We start from the raw sequence: 18,148 nt of genomic DNA, 5'->3' as shown, positions 1-18,148 counted from the left end.
TCCATGTTCTGGATCGTTCTCGCGCTTATCGGAGCCTTTTCTTTAGCCATTGTGACCGGAGTCTTCTTCCCGGATGAAAAGGTGAATGCCCTTTGGCTTGTTGTGTCAGCGATTTGCATCTATACACTGGGGTACCGCTTCTACGGTCTCTTTCTGGCTAATCAGGTCGTCGAACTCAATGACGCCCGGATCACTCCGGCCCACCGGCTTTACGATGGGAAAAATTTTTATCCCACCTCAAAACCCGTCCTATTTGGACACCATTTTGCCGCTGTCGTCGGAGCAGGGCCTTTATTGGGCCCGATACTGGCGGCGCAATTCGGCTATCTGCCCGGTTTTTTATGGATCCTGGTCGGATCAGTCGTCGCAGGAGGGGTGCATGATTTTATTACACTCGTCGGATCCATGAGACGGAACGGCCGCTCCTTCCCTCAAATTGCGCTGGATGAAATCGGTCCGGTCACCGGGATCGCAGCGGGAATTGCCGTCTTGCTTATCATTGTCATTGCCATGGCGGGAATGGGGCTTGCCGTGGTCAATGCCCTGTTCCACAATCCGTGGGGAACGCTTGCCATTTTTTTAACGATTCCCATCGGCTTATTTATGGGAATTTACATGAAATTTCTCCGTCCCGGCCGGGTGAAGGAAATCACTGTAATCGGGATTGCTCTGCTTTTGATTTCAGTGATCGGAGGACGACTTGTACTCAATTCTCCCTATGCCGCCTATTTTTCTCTTGAACGCCAAACGCTCGTCTACGCTCTTGCCCTTTATGGCTTTGCCGCCGCGACACTTCCGGTCTGGATTCTCCTGACGCCACGCGATTATCTTTCGACCTTTATGAAAATCGGCGTGGTCGTCCTGTTGGCGATCGGCGTGATCATCATATCTCCGGTGATTCAAATGCCCCCCGTTACGCGATTTATCCATGGCGGAGGTCCGATTATCCCGGGGACCCTCTTTCCCTTTATGTTTATCACGATTGCCTGCGGCGCAATTTCAGGATTTCATGCTCTGGTTGCATCCGGTACAACCCCCAAAATGATCAATCTTGAAACCGATGCCCGCCTGATTGGATACGGGACCACGCTTATGGAAGGGTTTGTCGGCGTCATGGCCGTCATCGCGGCCGGGATAATGATTCCGGGAGATTATTTTGCCATCAACACCAAGCTCGGTATCGACGCTATTGCTCAACTCGGTTTTCCTCCCGGTCAGATCAAACATCTCTCTGACCTTGTCCAGGTCGATGTTTCCGGAAGGCCCGGGGGGGCGGTATCGCTAGCCGTCGGAATGGCCTACATTTTTTCGTCGATCCCGGGACTCAAACACCTGATGGCCTACTGGTATCAGTTCGCCCTGTTATTCGAAGCGTTATTTATTTTAACGACAATCGACGCAGGAACACGGGTAGGGAGATTTCTGGTTCAAGAAATGATCGGTAAGGTTTATGCACCGTTCAAAAACTATAGTTGGGCTCCCGGAGCCTGGCTGGCCACTTTTATCGTGGTCGTTCTTTGGGCCTATCTCATTTCAACCGGGAGCATCAGTACCATCTGGCCGATGTTTGGCGCGGCCAATCAACTTCTCGGAATGCTGGCCCTCTGTGTTGGAACGACCGTACTTATCGTGATGAAGAAGGAAAAATATCTCTGGGTGACCGCCCTTCCGATGCTCTTTATGGCCGTCAGTAACTTTACGGCAGTATTTTATCTCAGCCAGATTTTTCTACACAAAGCGGAATCCTCGTCCAGCCCCTCCGAAGCCATCTCCTATTATTTGAATCTTTCCTTTATCCTGCTGATTGCCGGCCTGGCGGTCATTATTCTGATTGATTCCGGAAGAAAGTGGTTTAATTGTCTGATTTTAAAGAAACCGGTAAGTTCCACCGAATATGGCGGGGACTATTTCAAGCCCGACTCCAGCAAGACCTGCTGTTAAATTCTTTCCCGCTTCACCCCGAAAGCATTCAGGGGTCATGAACGGTAAGCGCCCCCAATCCGGATTCCAGGTTGTCGATATCCCTTTGAATATTCCTCAACACTTCCTCATTTATTTTTTTCTTTTTGTGCAAGTTAAAAAGCTCCTGTCGTTCCGCATCGAGCGCGTTGAAGCGGATGTTACGTTCTATTTTGAGTTCGGTTTTAATATCGTTTTGATCCACTTCCTGATTCGTCAGGTGCTGGATCTTTCGTTCATAAAAGGAAATCAGTTCGGCCGCAAATCCCTGTTCATAGGGTGAACTGAGAGGATTCACATGCTGCTGGATTCGCAGGATCGCCGCCTGTGCCACCGCGATTCTGGCTTCAAGCTCTTCCTTTTCAGAAATACCGTCGCCTGAAATTTTTAGCCAGCGAAGAAAAAGAGGAAGGGTCAGGCCATTCAGGACCATTGTGACAATAATGACGCTGCTCGCCAGAAAGACCAGGACACTTCTGCCCGGAAAGGGGACTCCTGATGCAGTCGTAAGGGGAAGAGAAAGCGCCGCTGCCAGCGTGACAGAGCCACGTATTCCTGCCCATCCCAGGATAAAAACATTCCTGGGTTCGGGCGCTTTTTCCCGGTTTCGAATTCCCTTAAATAACCACCGGGGAATATAGGCACCTGGGAATACCCAGATTATTCTGACCAGAATCACTGTAGCGGACAAAACCATTGCGTAAACAAAAAGTTCTCCGAACCAGAAATCCGAAATACCGTCAATGACACGGTTTAATTGAATTCCCAGCAAAATAAAGACAAGACCGTTAAATGAAAAGAGGAGTGTATTCCACACTTCCCAGGTTTGCCGCCTGGTCTCGGTCGTCAGATTCCGGGTATCGTGTATCCCCGCATAGATTCCGGCCGAAACAACAGCCAGGATCCCGGACACATGTAACAGTTCGGCCGCAAAATAAGCCGCATAGGGAGACAGAAGCGATAATATTGTTTCAATGGTGGGTTCGGAAAATTTTCCTTTCACCAGCCAGACCCGGGTCGCTCCAATAAGCCAGGAAATCAGAAAACCGACGAGGCCTCCCCCCACAGATAAAATCAAAAAGCTGATACCGGCGGTTTGAATTGAAAAAGTTCCGGTTAAGACAGCGGCCACCGCAAATTTAAATGCCACCAGTCCGGACGCGTCATTGATCAAGCTCTCTCCTTGAACAATATGGGTCAATCGGTTAGGCATTTTCAGTTTTTCTGTAATGGCCGAGACTGCGACGGCATCGGTGGGTGAAATAATCGCTCCCAAAGCGAATGCTGCGGCCAAAGGAATAGCCGGAATCAGGGAGTGAATCAAGTATCCAACAACCACTATTGTAAAAATGACCAGACCGAGGGCGAGAAGGAGCACTGGCCGGAGAACCCTGGCAAGATCCCTTTTTGGAATTAACCAACCATCGGCAAAAAGAAGCGGAGGAATAAAGAAGGAAAAAAAGAAACCAGGATCTAGCAGAATACTACGAAATCCCGGCAAGAAGGAGAGAAGGAACCCGCTGGTAACCTGAAGAAGCGGCAGAGGAATCGGAACTTTTTTGGAAATGGCCCCAACAACAGCCACAGCAAAAAAAAGCGTCAAGCCGATTTCTAAGCTATCCATTGATTTTAATTTTCGAGATTTGTCCTTTTCTACATTCCGATAATATTATATCCGGCATCAACATGGAGAATCTCACCGGTAATTCCGGAGGCCAACGGACTGCAGAGAAAAAGGGCCGTATTTCCCACTTCTTCGATGGAAACAATTTTTCGAAGCGGAGCTCTGGATTCCACATGGTGTCCAATGACTTTAAAATCAGAGATCCCGGCGGCTGCAAGCGTTTTAATCGGTCCGGCCGAAATGGCATTGACCCTTATTTTCTGCGGTCCAAGATCGACCGCAAGTGCGCGAACAGCCGCTTCCAGCGCAGCCTTGGCAACTCCCATCACATTGTAGTGAGGAATCACCTTTTCAGCACCGAAATAGCTTAAGGTGATCATGCTTCCCCCTTCTTTCATCATCGGAACCGCACTTCGGGCAATTGCTACAAAGGAATAAGCACTGACATCCAGCGCAAGGCGAAATCCCTCACGCGATGTTTCCATAAATGCCCCTTTCAACTCCTCTTTCTTGGCAAACGCGACCGAATGAATGACAATGTCAACCCGGTCCCAATGATTCCTTAATTGGTGGAATACCGACTCGATCTGTTGATCGCTCGAAACATCACAAGGGATGACAATTTTCGAACCTAAACTTTCCGCTAAAGGCCGCACCCTCTTTTCAAGGGCATCTCCCACAAAGGTAAAAGCCAGGTCAACCCCTTCGCGATGAAGGGCCTGGGCAATTCCCCAGGCGATACTCCTTTCATTGGCCACTCCAAAAATAATTCCTTTTTTTCCACGAAGCATGCTCAATTTTCAATCTCCGATCCTGTCTGATTTTCAACTCACGCCCTATCTTATAACAATCCGTTCTCTCAAACAATCCCCTTCAAGGATATGTCTACTCTTTGGGAAGGGCAGGGGAAATGCTTTTTAATCTGGAAAATAGAAGCGCGTGCTCGATGGCCACTCCCATCTGATTTCCAAACGATTCCAGCATGGTAATTTCATTAGAAGAGAGTCCCCGAATATTCTTATAGAGCAGGAAGAAGACGCCAACAACCCTCTTTTTGGAAGAGAGCGGAATGGCATAGACTGAAAAGAATCCGATATCGCTGTAAGCGATCTTGGTGATATCCTCCTGAACCGTTACGTTTTCTGAAACCCATGAGGTCCCTTCGAGAATGACTTTTGACCCGACAGATTCAAGCACTTTCATCAAGCTTTCAAGCTGTATCGGGTTGAGCACCAGTTGATGAGACGCCCGGATAGTATAGTGGCTTGTCTTTTCGTCCATCATCCAGATCACTCCGGAGGAGGCAGCCATCAACTCAACGACTTTGGCAAGCGAGTTTTCCAGAATTTCCTTCAGCTCTCTCGATTGATTCAATACCGTTACGATCGAATAGAGCGCTGATATTTCATTCTTTTGGTATTCCAGCTCCTTCGTTCTGGATCTCACCTCTTCTTCCAGCTTGAAATAAAATATTTTCAATTTTAACGTCATATCATTAAAATGTTTGGCAAGATCCTCAATTTCATCGCCTGTCGTAATTTGAATATGATGATTCAAATTCCCCCCGCCAATCAATTCGGTACCCTCGATCAAAGTTGAAATCGGTCGAACAATACCTCTGGAGATTACCAGTCCAAAAACACCAATGAGGGCGGCCCCGATCAGTCCGATCAGTCCGATCCAAATCAGTAAAGTGTAAATGGGGGCATAGGTTTCTTTCGGATCCTGACTGGTCAAGACAGTCCATCGGGTTCCGGCAAAGGACTCCTGGCCGGAACTTGAATAGGTTAATTTAACGGGAGAAAAACCATTGATAGAATCTCTTCCGCCGAAAAAAAGATCGTATCGGGAAGAAATCCACCCGGTCTCGCCGTTTAATACCTCTCTGGCAAGCTCGGGCAAAAGTATCTGAGTCGGTTTCGGCTGGAGCGGGTCAAACAAGACTTTTCTTTCTGAATCGACGATCACGGCATGGTCGGTTTTTCCCACCTTGGCGAGTCCCAGGGAGTGAAAAAGAAGGTGGGCATCATGGACCATATAAAATACACCGATCACTTTGCCATTTTTTAAAATCGGGGTTCCAATCGATAAGGTCTGATTCCCTAGTTCGGCGTTCCATTCAATATTACTGATATAGGTTTTTCCTTTTCCTCCTGCCAGTGTCATCTGCCACCACGGCTCTCCGGAATAAGAATAGTGAGACGGGCTTTTACTGGCGGCAACCAGGGCACCCCGGTTATTCGTTACCAAAAGCAAAGAATGAACTCCTTTTTCATTCTCCTGGTTAATAAACGTGTTTAAATAGAATGTCGCTTTATTGTTCTGGACTTCCATCAGATAGGCATCAAAGCCGGAAGCATGCACCCATCGCTGCTCAATCTCTTCAATTCTTTTTTGAATTTCCTGATCCGTTGCCCCTTCATAAAATTGATTGGATTCCTCCACGGCTGACAGGATGCTGTTTGACGAGGCAATGAGCGTCGCTTCTTCCAGATGGTTGTTAATGAGCGTATTTAAGTTTTCGCCGCTCGCCTCAGCCAGCTTTTTGAAATTCAACCCGATGGACTCCTTTAGGCTTCTTTTGCCAATAATATAGACAAAGGTCAAGACGAGGAAGACAGATAAAAGTCCAACACCCAAAATCGAAAGAACCAGTTTGTTCTGCAGTCCTGTTTTTCTCACCTGTGTCGTCATCGTGTTACTTCTTTGCCTGAGATTTCATCGTTCTTTGGGAAAAATAACTATCCTCTAGACCGGCGTCTATTTTGATATCTGAAATATTTAACGTTGTGACATTATGTTTGATCATATTTGAAGTCACCACTTTTTCCCAGACCGAGGCATTTTTTACCTTTTTCCACGAAATCAGCTGGCGTTTCAGGAGACGGCCTTCATAGTCATAGTAATCCACCTTCTCCTTGAGATGCTGATCCTTAGAAATCCAGCTTTGCACTTTGCTGTAAGGATAAGCCGGGTCTTTCTCTTTGGGAGTTGATTCCACAACGTCGTAGACCTTGTTTGAAATCGTTTCTTCCTTTAAGAATTGATGGTCGTCAAGCTGGACGGAACGGACCATCATGTCGGACGGCTTGATATCCGAATCCTGAAAGGTTTCGTCCCGGTTATTGGCGTCGGGAAGCTGTTCTATTTTTTTCAGGAGAGGAATGTATAACCAGGCTTCATTTTTTTTTCCTGCAGAAGGCCTGTAAAACCACCCCATAAAACTCGAACCATTCGTTTCGGGAGGATATTCCTGAAAGATGATGACTTTGGAATCGATTCCTTTTTCTCCATTATAATTTTTCCACGCACGTCTCATGACCAACTTACGCTCTTCACCTTCACTCTCTTTGATAATAAAGGTTAATTTGGACTGTTGGTCCTTGCCTCCGTAAACCTTGTTCGATTCGACGATTATCTGATTCCCTTTTTCCCCCGCTTCTGATGCCATCACTCCGGATGGAGAAAGAATTCCAACGATTGTGCCAAAAATTCCGAAACCAAGAATCCCGCAATAAAATTTCTTCGATATGTCCACGATTTTCCTTTCCGTTGTATGTCTTTCCCGCGTCTGCGACTCCAGCTCTTTTTTTGACAAAATAATTCTTAATTGTGAAAAATTTGGCCAAAAAAGTCAAGAAAAACCAGGGTTTATTTTTGCAGTCCCAGCAAGGTCAGTATGTCTGCTGCCACCTCTTCAACCGCTCTTCCTGAAACGGAAACTTTTTTCCAGTCTGGATGATACCGATAGATTTCAGAACAATAATTAAGTTCCTTATCAATGTACGAGGGGTCTGCGTAGTTAATGGAAGGGGCCTGTTTTAGATTCCTGATCCGGGCTTTTCTTACCTTGGTAAGAAGTTCAAAATCGGTCAGGAGAGCAATAATCTTATTCTGGGGTGCCTGGAATAGCTGATGGGGAGGGGTGATATTCAAGATCAGGGGAATATTGGCCACTTTCCAGCCAAATTGTGCCAAGTACATACTGAGCGGGGTTTTCCCCGACCGGGAAGGTCCGACCAGGATCATATCCGCTTCAATGAGCGTATGCAAAGACTGTCCATCGTCATGTTTGACAGCAAACTGAACCGCGTCCATCCGGGTCAGATATTGCTGATCCACCCGATGAATCAGTCCGGGTTCTGCTGAAGGGAGTTTATGAAGATAGGTTTCAAGTCGTCCGAGGAGCGGTCCGATCAAGTCCACTGCCGGGAGGTCGGCCTCAACTGCGGCCTGGTCCATCAATTTTCTCAAACTCTCCGAGACAAATGTATATACGATAAATGCGCGTTCAGAGGTGGCTCTTTGAATGACTTCTTTGACCTGTATTTCGGACTTGATGTTTCTAAATCTGGTTATCCCGATCTGGTGACGGTTTTTGAACTGGGACAGGACGGCCAAGGCAGCCCTTTCGGCAGTATCGCCGGTTGAATCAGAAACAATGAAGAGCTGGTGATTTCTCCTTCCATCATTCATCAATCAGTTCTTTTTTTCTGGATTCCATATAGGAAATTAAAAGGGCCTGATGATTCGGATCCAGCGAACCAAATTGATAACCAATTTCGTAATAATTTCCAATCGGCTTAACCCATCTGACGGTTGCCCGCAGGCTTTCAGGAACCTTTCCAACCTGATGGTCGATAAAGTGAAGTGTCAAAGTCACCTCTTCGTCAATTTCCATTTTTAAGGGGCTATAGACGCCAATACCGCCTGACCCGATATTGATTCCCGACACTTCAACTTTTTCACGGGAATCTCTTAATACTTCCACCCACCCTGACAAGACAAGACGGGGATGTTGACGTCTATTGACCATGGCCTTATATTCCCTTTCCTTTAAACAAGCTCTATTCGTTCATCTCTGGCGTCGCTTTTCATGGCGCTTGATGTTAAAAGTATAGACGCTCCCCCATCTTTTTTCAATGACCATCCCGGAAGAACTTTCTGTAAACAGGCGCATCAGGCCGGGAAGAGCTGTCCCCACCTCATTTGATTTAGCTTTATTTTAGTGATAAATTGTTCAGTGAGTATCGGTCTGTTATGGAGGAGCTGTATCATGCAGGAAGTAGAAAATGTTTTGATTATCGGTTCGGGACCGGCGGGACTAACCGCCGCCATCTATGCGTCCAGAGCTAATTTAAATCCCCTTCTTGTCGAAGGAACCCAGCCCGGAGGGCAACTCACCATCACGACGGAAGTGGAAAATTATCCCGGTTTTTCAAATGGAATCATGGGACCCGATCTCATGGTCGATATGAGAAAGCAGGCCGAACGTTTCGGCACCCGATTTATCCAGGGGAATGTGGTACAGACGGATCTCGGAACAAGACCATTTAAAATCACCCTGGAAGAGGGCGTCCTGTTCACTAAAACGCTCATCGTCGCTTCCGGAGCTTCTGCCAAACTCCTGAATATAGCGTCTGAAAAAAAACTGATGGGGCATGGCGTTTCCGCATGCGCGACCTGCGACGGATTTTTTTTCAAAGGGAAAAAAGTTCTGGTGGTTGGAGGGGGAGACACCGCTCTGGAAGAGGCCAATTTTCTCACAAAATTCGCCTCGGAAGTCAAAGTCATTCATCGAAGAGATTCGTTAAGGGCTTCCAAAATCATGCAAGACCGGGCCAGAAAAAATCCCAAAATATCGTTTGTCTGGAATAGCCAGATTGAGAGTATCCTGGGAGAGGAAAACGGCAAGGTAGACGGCGTCACCCTGAAAGACGTTAAAACGGGCCGTAGCCGGGAAGAGTCCTGCGACGGCGTATTTATTGCAATAGGGCATGAACCCAATACCGCCTTGTTTAAAGGTCAGCTCGAACTTAACGAGAACGGATATATCCTCACCTCTGGAGGGACAAAGACATCTATCCCCGGAGTCTTTGCAGCGGGAGATGTCCAGGATTTTGTTTACAAGCAGGCGGTCACTGCCGCCGGCACCGGCTGTATGGCAGCCATCGATGCAGAGAGGTTCCTGGAATCCCAGCTCCATTAATGCTGAAGTTCATGGTCGAAGGGCCGGAGGGTACCTGGACCATCTTTTCAAAGACGGACCTCCTCCGACCGGATTGAGGTTTGCATTCATTCGACAGTATTATTATTGATCACGCAAAGTACAGGAAAGCAAACAGCATGAAAAGAATCATCTTTCTCATTTTCGTTCTAGGGGTCTGCTCATTCTCAATTCCTGAATCCGGAAGTTCGGTCCGTGCGGAAGAAAAAGCAGGAATCGGGGGATCTTTTACCGAAATGGCCACATTTGCCGGAGGCTGCTTCTGGTGCATGGTTCCCCCGTTCAAAAAACTGGATGGGGTGTTGTCAGTCACCTCGGGTTATACAGGGGGACACCTTGAAAACCCCAGATATGAACAGGTCTCCGCCGGAGGAACAGGCCATGCCGAATCGGTACAAATTGTTTATGATCCTCAAAAAATAAGTTATCAGAGACTTCTGGAGGTGTTCTGGCATAATGTGGATCCGACGGTCGTTGATCAGCAATTTTGCGACATTGGGAATCAGTATCGAAGCGAAATTTTTTACCATTCCGATTTGCAGAAAAAATGGGCGGAAGAATCCAAAGCCACTCTCGAGAAAACAAAACCGTTCAAAAACCCCATTGTGACTCAAATCACCGCCGCTTCAAAATTTTACCCTGCCGAGAAATACCATCAGGATTTCTTTAGCAAAAATCCGATTCGCTACCGATTTTACCGCCACCATTGCGGGAGAGATCAGCGGCTCGAAGAACTGTGGGGAAAGAGCGCGCCGGCGCATTGACTCTCCCCGCCCCCAATGCTACAATCCTCCGTAATTCCTATGAATGGCGCTGAAATTATTACGATTGGGAGTGAACTTCTTCTTCCCTGGGTCAACGAATCGAATTCCTCTCGGATCTCCCAGATTCTCTTTTCATTGGGGATATCCGTGCGATTTAAATCCGTGGTCGGGGATCTGAAAGAGGATATTGCCCATGCCATTGACACCGCATTAAAAAGATCGCACTGGGTCATTTTGTCCGGTGGATTAGGCCCCACCTGGGATGACGTCACACGTGAGGCTGTGGCGGCCTCTATGGGGAAACCCTTGATTTTAAATCAGAAAGTCCTCCAACGGCTTAAAAAAAAATTTCAGTTTCGAAAAAGACGATTTCTAAAGATTCATGAACGACAGGCCTGGTTTCCGAAAGAAGCGGTGCTTTTCCCCAATTCGATTGGAATCGCAGACGGCTTCATGATGAAAACCAGCGATTCTTTTCTGATCTCGTTGCCAGGGGTTCCTGCCGAAATGTGCGGCATGATGGAATCCGTTGTTTCCAATTTTATTTTAAAAAACAGTGGTCCCCGACCTGCGTTATTGTATAAGAGCTATAAAACCTTTGGAATTTCAGAATCCCAATTGAATGAAATATTAAAAGACCTCACCGGAGTTCAAAATGTCCAGATAGGTCTACTGGCAAAGGGAACTGGGGCTGAAGTTTCTTTGCTCATCAAGGAACTCAAGATGAAAAGAGCAAAGGAACAATTGAGAAAATTTGATCAAACTATTCAATCCCGACTAAAAAACTTAATCTATGGCGTGGGAGAGCAATCGCTGGAAAAAGTCGTGGGACAGGAATTGGCAAGGAGAAAAAAAACACTTTCGATAGCGGAATCTTGTACAGGGGGGCTCGTCAGCCATCGTCTCACCAACATTCCGGGGAGTTCTGTCTATTTTAATGGTTCCGCAGTCACCTATAGCAACCGTTCGAAGATCGAACAGCTGGGAGTATCTCCCTCTTTAATTAAAAAATATGGAGCGGTCAGCCCGGGAGTGGCCCTTGCGATGGCCGAAGGCATTCGAACGGTAAGTCAGAGCGATTATGGTCTTTCAATCACCGGAATTGCCGGCCCGGGAGGAGGAACTTCGAGAAAGCCGATAGGACTGGTTTATTTTGGACTTTCCGACCGAAAAGGAAATTATTGGGAAGAAGCACGTTACCCCGTCGATCGGGAGGCTTTTAAATGGTTCGCTTCTTCCAAAGCACTCGACATGATCAGACATCGGCTTCAGAAAACATAAGAAAACGGAAACAGTACCGTACCGTCGATATCGTCATTTACAAAACATCAATGCAAATTAAAAGAGGAGCCATCCATGATCGAAAAGGACAGCAATAAACAGAAAGCCATTGAACTGGCGGTCAGCCAGATCGAAAAACAGTTTGGAAAAGGGTCTATCATGCGCCTCGGAGCCGAGGAAGCGCTCACCGAAATCCCGGCGATTTCCACCGGATCCCTTGGACTGGATATTGCTCTCGGAGTTGGCGGTTTTCCCCGGGGAAGAGTCATCGAAATCTTCGGGCCGGAATCTTCCGGGAAAACAACTTTAACGCTGCATGGCATCGCAGAAATCCAGAAGATTGGAGGAACGGCCGCTTTTATCGATGCAGAACATGCCCTTGACATCTCCTATGCGAAAAAACTCGGCGTTAAACCTGAGGAACTTCTGATTTCTCAGCCGGATACCGGCGAACAGGCTCTGGAAATCGCGGAAACACTTGTCCGTAGCGGAGCAATAGACCTTATCGTGATTGACTCAGTCGCCGCCCTGGTTCCGAGAGCGGAACTGGAAGGTGAAATGGGAGATTCACACATGGGGCTGCAGGCACGATTGATGTCCCAGGCATTGAGAAAACTGACCTCCGCTATCAGTAAATCGATGACAACCGTCATCTTTATTAATCAAATGAGAATGAAAATCGGCGTGATGTTTGGAAATCCGGAAACAACGACAGGAGGAAATGCTCTAAAATTTTATGCTTCGGTCAGACTGGATATCCGTAAAATCGAATCATTGAAAGAGGGCACAGAGGTGTTTGGAAATCGCGTCCGGGTGAAAGTGGTCAAGAACAAGGTCTCTCCGCCTTTTAAGCAGGCTGAATTTGATGTGATGTTCAATGAAGGCATCTCCCGGATCGGGGAGATTATCGACCTTGGTGTTGAAAAAGGAATCATTGAAAAAAGCGGGGCCTGGTACTCTTTCAGAGGAGAACGTATCGGACAGGGGAGGGACAACGCAAAGGAATTCTTTAAGAATAATCCCGGATTGGCTCTGGAAGCTGAAAAAGCGATTGAGGAGAAATATCGCCTCGGAAAGCCGGGAGAGGTGAAGAAAAGCGAATCGGAGCCGAAAAAACAGGTGACGGTAAAAGTGGTGACCCCTCACGAAGCCAAAGCGGCCAAGTAGTTCTGTATCCGGCTCTCCTTGTCGGAGAGCGATTTTTGCGCTAAACTTATTAGAGAAACGATTCCAATTAAAATTCTAATAAGGTAGGAACATGATGAATATTGACGAACTTCTCAAAGCCACACTTGCCCTGAAATCTTCCGACCTCCACTTAAAAGTCGGAAGTCATCCGATTTGCCGTGTCCATGGGCATTTGACTCAGCTGGAACAGTTTCCGAAGATTACCGGTGAAAATGCGGTTGCTCTTGCTTTGGGCATTATGAATCCGCTCCAGAAGCAAAAATTCAAGGATAAATATGAAGTCGACCTCGCCTACAGCGCGTCCGGCCTGGGACGTTTCAGGGTCAATGCTTACCAGCAAAGAGGCTCGATCAATATGGTTTTCCGTGTTGTTCCCACCCAGGTTGCCTCCATTAATGAACTGGTTCTTCCCCCAGCGATTGAGAAATTGGCCAACGAAACCAGGGGATTGATTCTGGTCACCGGGACAACGGGAAGCGGAAAATCGACGACGCTTGCCGCCATGATCGACTATATAAACAGAAACAGATCCGAAAATATCATCACCATTGAAGATCCGATCGAGGTTCTGCACCGGGATCGAAAAAGCATCGTGAGCCAGCGGGAAATCGGGACCGATGCGGAATCATTCGGTTCTTCATTAAGAGGGGCTCTTCGCCAGGATCCCGATGTCATCCTCGTCGGCGAAATGAGAGATTTCGAAACCATTTCAACCGCGATGACGGCAGCGGAGACCGGCCATCTGGTGCTAAGTACCCTTCATACGCTGGATGCCACCGAGACGATTAACCGGATTCTATCGATTTTCCCCCCTTATCAGCAAAAACAGCTTCGTCTTCAGCTTTCGTCTATCCTCAAAGGAATTATCTCCCAGAGGCTGGTGCCAAGAGCCGACGGACAGGGTCGGGTTCCCGCAGTTGAAATCATGATGGCGACTCAAACCATCAAGGAGTGCATCATCGACGCGGATAAGACAAGAAGAATACCGGAATTTATCGCAACCGGGGGAATTCAGTACGGCATGCAAACTTTTGATCAATCGCTTTACGGTCTTTATCAGCAGAAATTGATTACTTTTGAAGAAGCGCTCCGATGGTCGAGCAATCCGGATGACTTTACGCTTAAAGTAAAAGGGATTCAGACGACCACCGATATTAACTGGAACGACCTACAGGGAAAAGGAAACGCGTCTGCCGGCGGGTCCGATAAAGGCGGTTCAGCGGCTCCCTCAAAAGGGTCTGATATAAAAATCGATCGATTCGGAGCTTCATGACGGGGAAAAAACTCTCTTCGGCTGAAATCCGTGAACTCTTCTTCCAGTTTTTTGAAAAAAAGGACCATGCCCGGATCAAAAGTTCTCCCCTCGTCCCGGCAGGTGATCCGACGCTTCTTTTTACAAATGCCGGTATGGTCCAGTTTAAACAGCTCTTTCTCGGCGAAGAAAAAAGAACTTATTCCAGAGCCGTTTCCATTCAGAAATGCATGCGCGCCGGTGGAAAACATAACGATCTGGAAAATGTCGGAAAAACGGCGCGCCATCATACCTTTTTTGAAATGCTCGGCAATTTTTCTTTTGGCAACTACTTCAAAAAAGAGGCCATTTCCTTCGCCTGGGAATTTGTAACCGAAATCCTCCTTCTCCCTCCTGACCGGCTCTGGATCACCATCTTCAAGGACGACGATGAGTCAATGCTGTTATGGGACAAAATCGTTCCTCGCGACCGAATCATTAAGCTAGACGAAAAAGATAATTTCTGGCAGATGGGAGAGACCGGGCCCTGCGGGCCCTGCTCTGAAATTCATTTCGATCAGGGTCCCGAACTCAGCTGCGGGAAACCGACTTGCAAGCTCGGGTGCGATTGCGATCGTTATCTTGAAATCTGGAATCTCGTTTTCATGCAATACAACCGGGATGCCAAGGGAGAGCTCCACCCGCTTCCAAAGCCGAGTATCGATACCGGGATGGGACTCGAACGGGTGACCGCGATTTGCCAGGGGGTCCAGAGTAACTATGAAACGGATCTTTTCCAGCCCATCATTCAGGATGTCGCTCAAATCACAAACATGGTTTATGGAAAGGATCTCAAAAAGGATACTTCTATTCGGGTCATTGCAGACCATATTCGTGCAATGACCTTTTTGATTTCGGACGGCATCTCCCCTTCCAATGAAGGACGGGGATACGTTCTCAGACGAATCATGAGGAGAGCGGCACGGCATGGACGATTTTTAGGTCTTTCCGAACCATTTCTTTTTCGTCTTGCTGAAAGTGTCATCCTCCAGATGAAGTCTTTTTATTCTGAATTGGAGACGCAAGCGCCTCATATCCGCATGGTCATTCAGGGAGAAGAAGAACGCTTTATCCATACGCTCGACTTCGGCATGAAACTTATTGAAGAATTTTTCCTAAAAATGAAAAGGGAAAAACTGACCCAGATCCCGGCCGAGATGGTCTTTAAATTGTATGATACGTATGGATTTCCGCTTGATTTACTGGAAGATGTCGCTGGGGAAGAGGGTTATCTTCTTGACAGAAAGGGTTTTGATCTGGAAATGGAGAACCAGAGAACCCGGGCCAGAGCCGCCAGCCGGTTTGGCGCGCAAGACTCCGAATCCATCTCACTTTATAAATCACTTTCAAAGAAATATGGGAAAACAAAATTTCTAGGATACGATTTCCTTCAAACCACAAGCCCGCTCCTGGCCATGATCAAAGAAAATCAACTCGTTGAAGCGGCATCCCAGGGAGAGACCGTTCTCTGTCTTTTTAAAGAAACCCCGTTTTATGGAGAAGGGGGAGGACAGGTTGGAGACCAGGGTGATTTAACCGCTCAAAAGGAAGATGTTCGGGGAGAGGTTCTGGATACGCTTAAACCCGTTCCGGATCTTTTTTTTCATCAAGTCAGAATCCTGCAAGGAAAGATGTTCGTCAATCATCCTTACCATTTGAAGGTCGATGCGGAGAGGCGAAAACAGACGGCAAGAAACCATACCGCCACCCATCTTCTTCATGCTGTTTTAAGGGAAACCCTTGGAGATCATGTCAAACAGGCGGGTTCGTATGTCGGACCTGAACGGCTTCGGTTTGATTTCAATCATTTTGTCGGTCTCACTGAGAAGGAAAAGGAAAAGATCGAGGAAACCGTCAATGACCGGATCTTGGCAAATGTCTCTGTTCATTCCGATGTCATGGGAATAGAAGAAGCTTTAAACAAGGGGGCGCTTGCCTTTTTCGGGGACAAATATGGGGAAGAAGTCAGAGTGGTTCAAATCAAAGATGAAGAAAAACAATTCAGTCAGGAACTCTGCGGGGGAACTCATTGTCGTGCCACGGGAGATATCGGACTATTTAAAATACTCGCTGAAAGCAGTGTGGCCTCGGGGGTCAGACGAATTGAAGCCATCACGGGTAAAAGGGCTTATAGGGACTTCAAGGCCGTGGAAACTATCTTAAAAAAGATGGCTGAAAAACTCAAAACAAATATGGCCGAAGTTTCTCAAAAACTGGACCGTTTTATCTTGTCAGATAAGGAAAGGGAACGGGAAATCTCCGCGCTCAAGGCAAAAGCGCTTTTGCCCGCATCGGAAGCGCAGAAACCGGAACTCCAGAATGTCGACGGGCTTTCTGTACTGATCCGGCAGATGGACAATATGAATCCCAAAGAGCTTCGACTGGCCCTGGATACGATGAAACGACCGAATATCGATCTGATCATCCTCGGTTCGGCTCAAGATGAAAAAGTGTCACTGATCGCACACCTTTCCCCGGCCGCAACAAAACGGCTTCATGCCGGAGAGATCATCAAGAATCTATCTCTTCTTCTGGAAGGAACGGGCGGGGGGAAACCGGAATTAGCTCAGGGGGGGGGGAAGCACCCTGAGAAATTGAATGACGTGCTTTCCAAGTCCGAGTCCATCATTCACAATCTTTTGAAAATTCCTCCCCGATGAGCTCCTCTCTGAAACAGAGGGGGTTCTTCAGCCTTCTCCTCCTGCTCGGAGGGATTTTCCTATTTCTTGCAATCCATCTTCTTCTCTATCTGTATCTTCCGTTTCAGACGGAGGAATTCCACAAGATCATTGATATTCCTGACGGCGCACATATGAGAGTGGTCGCTGATCTTCTGGCAAAAGAAGGCCTGATTCATTATAAGGAATATTTTATCGTGCTTGGGAAATTGACCCAGACGGAAAAAAGCATCCATCCGGGAGAGTACGATTTTAACTCGCGCATGCTTCCTCTTGATATTCTGGCCCTGCTGAGAAAAGGGAAAATAATCCAGTACGAAGTCTCGATTCCCGAGGGATTTTCCTCTCCCCTGATTGCGGACCTCCTGGCAGAAAAAGGTCTCGCGAACAAGGAGGTATTCCTTCGTCTCTGTCATGACCCGGCGTTTATCCAGTCATTGAATGTAAGCGAGAAATCGCTTGAAGGATACCTGTTCCCAAGCACCTATTTTTTCCCCAGAAGAATTAAAACAGAAGAAATAATAAAAAAAATGGTCTCTGTCTTTTTTCAGGCTTATACTCCGGATATCGAACAGGCCGCCGCTCAACTTAAAATGTCACGACACCAGGTCGTAACGCTGGCTTCCATTATTGAACGTGAAACGGGATTGGAAGAAGAGAGGAACTGGGTTTCTGCCGTTTTTCACAACCGGCTGAACAAAAATATTCCATTGCAGAGCGATCCTACTGTTATCTATGATATCAAAGGTTACGCAGGGAGAATTACAAAAAAGATGCTTTTGACCAAAACCCCTTATAATACCTACCGGCTTAAAGGACTCCCCGAGGGACCTATCTCTAATCCCGGAAGAAAGTCGCTCCTTGCTGCAGTGCACCCCGCGTCAGTGGATTACCTTTATTTTGTTTCCAAAAACAATGGCACTCACCATTTTTCAACCACCCTGAAAGAACATAATAAAGCGGTCAGGCGTTATCAGATCGAGAGAGAAACCGACTAGTTGAAAACCGAAAATTATAGACTTTTTAAGATTGCCGTGGTCATTCCCTGTTACAATGTCGCCGATCATATTCAAAAGGTGATTCAGGAGCTGCCCCCATTTGTTGATCTCATCATCGCAGTCAATGATGCCAGCTTCGACCAGACTTCTCAAATTCTTGAAACGATAAAGGATCCACGCCTCCGAGTCGTTCATCATGACAGGAACAAGGGAGTTGGCGGAGCCACACTGACCGGAATTCAACATGCCTTATCCGAAAAAGCCGAAATTATCGTCAAGATGGATGGAGATGGACAGATGGATCCGGCCTATCTCCCGGCGCTTCTGGATCCCATCATCGAGGAAGGCTATTCCTATA

15 protein-coding genes are annotated in these 18,148 nt (G+C 47.2%); 9 read left to right on the top strand and 6 right to left on the bottom strand.

Annotated elements, in window-relative coordinates; all coding sequences use genetic code 11:
• The first annotated feature begins 3 nt into the window (after positions 1 to 3).
• Complete coding sequence (locus tag HY200_09200; GenBank protein MBI3595121.1) at positions 4 to 1,941, top strand: carbon starvation protein A; 1,938 nt, start codon at positions 4 to 6, stop codon at positions 1,939 to 1,941.
• 28 nt (positions 1,942 to 1,969) lie between these two features.
• Here HY200_09200 and HY200_09195 read toward each other — a convergent pair whose 3' ends face one another.
• The 6 genes from HY200_09195 to HY200_09170 all read right to left on the bottom strand — a co-directional run bounded on the left by HY200_09195 (position 1,970) and on the right by HY200_09170 (position 8,399).
• Entirely contained in the window at positions 1,970 to 3,583 is a 1,614-nt protein-coding gene (locus HY200_09195; GenBank protein ID MBI3595120.1) for a Na+/H+ antiporter, read from the bottom strand.
• A 29-nt stretch (positions 3,584 to 3,612) separates the two neighbouring features.
• On the bottom strand, positions 3,613 to 4,380 hold the full coding sequence (gene fabI, locus HY200_09190) for an enoyl-ACP reductase FabI (protein MBI3595119.1): 768 nt from the start codon (positions 4,378 to 4,380) through the stop codon (positions 3,613 to 3,615).
• Positions 4,381 to 4,468: 88 nt separating this feature from the next.
• Positions 4,469 to 6,277 (bottom strand): GAF domain-containing protein, encoded by a 1,809-nt coding sequence (locus HY200_09185; protein ID MBI3595118.1) that lies wholly within the window; start codon positions 6,275 to 6,277, stop codon positions 4,469 to 4,471.
• 4 nt (positions 6,278 to 6,281) lie between these two features.
• Positions 6,282 to 7,121, bottom strand: a complete 840-nt coding sequence (locus HY200_09180; protein MBI3595117.1) for an outer membrane lipoprotein-sorting protein — start codon at positions 7,119 to 7,121, stop codon at positions 6,282 to 6,284.
• A gap of 113 nt (positions 7,122 to 7,234) precedes the next feature.
• On the bottom strand, positions 7,235 to 8,059 hold the full coding sequence (locus HY200_09175) for a kinase/pyrophosphorylase (GenBank protein ID MBI3595116.1): 825 nt from the start codon (positions 8,057 to 8,059) through the stop codon (positions 7,235 to 7,237).
• On the bottom strand, positions 8,052 to 8,399 hold the full coding sequence (locus HY200_09170; GenBank protein MBI3595115.1) for a PilZ domain-containing protein: 348 nt from the start codon (positions 8,397 to 8,399) through the stop codon (positions 8,052 to 8,054). The genes HY200_09175 and HY200_09170 overlap by 8 nt, the downstream gene beginning before the upstream one ends.
• Before the next feature lie 240 nt (positions 8,400 to 8,639).
• Here HY200_09170 and trxB point away from each other — a divergent pair, with 240 nt between their 5' ends.
• The 8 genes from trxB to HY200_09130 form a co-directional block, all read left to right on the top strand.
• Entirely contained in the window at positions 8,640 to 9,572 is a 933-nt protein-coding gene (gene trxB / locus HY200_09165; GenBank protein MBI3595114.1) for a thioredoxin-disulfide reductase, read from the top strand.
• 137 nt (positions 9,573 to 9,709) lie between these two features.
• Positions 9,710 to 10,354 carry a peptide-methionine (S)-S-oxide reductase MsrA gene (msrA, locus tag HY200_09160; protein ID MBI3595113.1) on the top strand — a complete coding sequence of 215 codons (645 nt, stop codon included), beginning with the start codon at positions 9,710 to 9,712 and terminating at the stop codon, positions 10,352 to 10,354.
• 39 nt (positions 10,355 to 10,393) lie between these two features.
• On the top strand, positions 10,394 to 11,635 hold the full coding sequence (locus HY200_09155) for a competence/damage-inducible protein A (protein MBI3595112.1): 1,242 nt from the start codon (positions 10,394 to 10,396) through the stop codon (positions 11,633 to 11,635).
• A 75-nt stretch (positions 11,636 to 11,710) separates the two neighbouring features.
• Positions 11,711 to 12,802: a recombinase RecA gene (gene recA / locus HY200_09150; protein ID MBI3595111.1), complete on the top strand. Its 1,092-nt coding sequence runs from the start codon at positions 11,711 to 11,713 to the stop codon at positions 12,800 to 12,802.
• A 94-nt stretch (positions 12,803 to 12,896) separates the two neighbouring features.
• Positions 12,897 to 14,096 (top strand): type IV pilus twitching motility protein PilT, encoded by a 1,200-nt coding sequence (locus tag HY200_09145; GenBank protein ID MBI3595110.1) that lies wholly within the window; start codon positions 12,897 to 12,899, stop codon positions 14,094 to 14,096.
• On the top strand, positions 14,093 to 16,774 hold the full coding sequence (gene alaS / locus HY200_09140; protein MBI3595109.1) for an alanine--tRNA ligase: 2,682 nt from the start codon (positions 14,093 to 14,095) through the stop codon (positions 16,772 to 16,774). The genes HY200_09145 and alaS overlap by 4 nt, the downstream gene beginning before the upstream one ends.
• On the top strand, positions 16,771 to 17,790 hold the full coding sequence (mltG, locus tag HY200_09135; protein ID MBI3595108.1) for an endolytic transglycosylase MltG: 1,020 nt from the start codon (positions 16,771 to 16,773) through the stop codon (positions 17,788 to 17,790). The genes alaS and mltG overlap by 4 nt, the downstream gene beginning before the upstream one ends.
• Positions 17,791 to 18,148 (top strand): glycosyltransferase family 2 protein (locus HY200_09130; GenBank protein MBI3595107.1); only part of this gene is annotated, 358 nt, incomplete at its 3' end. It lies immediately after the preceding gene.

The organism is Nitrospirota bacterium, from assembly GCA_016194305.1.
Lineage (GTDB): Bacteria > Nitrospirota > Nitrospiria > JACQBW01 > JACQBW01 > JACQBW01.
Note: the sequence above shows the minus strand (reverse complement) of the source record. Positions and strands in the feature narration are given on the sequence as shown.